This is a genomic window from Mameliella sp. CS4 (assembly GCF_019392335.1).
Lineage (GTDB): Bacteria > Pseudomonadota > Alphaproteobacteria > Rhodobacterales > Rhodobacteraceae > Antarctobacter.
On the sequence record NZ_JAHXRQ010000267.1, the window covers coordinates 1 to 242 of the forward strand.

Sequence of the window (242 nt, forward strand, 5' to 3'; positions counted from 1 at the left end):
GCATTTCGGTCGGCTTGCCTGCGTCTTTGATCTTCATGCGCAGGGTCAGGCGCCAGCCTTTGGTGTGCTCGTTGTAGCGCACGCTGTTTTCAACGATTTCGGCGTTGTCGCCAACACTCACCTGGCTGCGAACCGGGGCGTCCGCCGGCAGGTTCTTCAGGGCCGGGCCCTCGAAGTCCACCAGGTAGGCCACGCTGCCGTCAGGCTGACGGATCAGGTTGGATTGCTTCACGTCACCGGTG

General features: G+C 62.4%; 1 protein-coding gene. It reads right to left on the bottom strand.

Annotated features, from left to right (window positions below; genetic code table 11):
- A partial coding sequence (locus KZZ07_RS27345; RefSeq protein ID WP_219520183.1) for a glucan biosynthesis protein occupies positions 1-242 on the bottom strand: 242 nt, incomplete at both ends.